This window comes from Acidaminobacter sp. JC074, assembly GCF_022496765.1.
Taxonomy (GTDB): domain Bacteria; phylum Bacillota; class Clostridia; order Peptostreptococcales; family Acidaminobacteraceae; genus JABXKX01.
Window position 1 is genome coordinate 1 of the sequence record NZ_VANV01000177.1, and the last position, 378, is coordinate 378.

Consider the following 378-nt stretch of genomic DNA (forward strand, 5'->3'; position numbering starts at 1 on the left):
CAAATTGCTGAACTTCAAAGTAAACATATGAAGATTGTAGGAAGTGATGATTTTAAGGCAACAAATCGCATGAATAAGGTTTTGGATACTAGAAGAGGCTTTGTAGATTATTATACTCATAAAGCAAGTAAAATGATCATTGATATCGCCAATGACCATCAAGTTGGTACTATCGTTATAGGTGATTTCAAAGGCATAAAGAAAGAGAACAAGATCAAGTATTTTGTTCAAATTCCACATACGCGTCTAATCAATCAGATTAAGTATAAAGCTGCAAAACATGGCATAAAAGTAGTAATGATGAATGAAGCTTACACTTCATCAGTGTCAGCAGTAGACTTAGAAATGGTTGAGAAAGAAGCAGCTGATAAATCAAGA

General features: G+C 33.3%; 1 protein-coding gene. It reads left to right on the forward strand.

The features are described from left to right. The coding region (locus EZV73_RS29250; RefSeq protein WP_240843945.1) for an IS200/IS605 family accessory protein TnpB-related protein at window positions 1–378 on the forward strand (378 nt) is incomplete at both ends.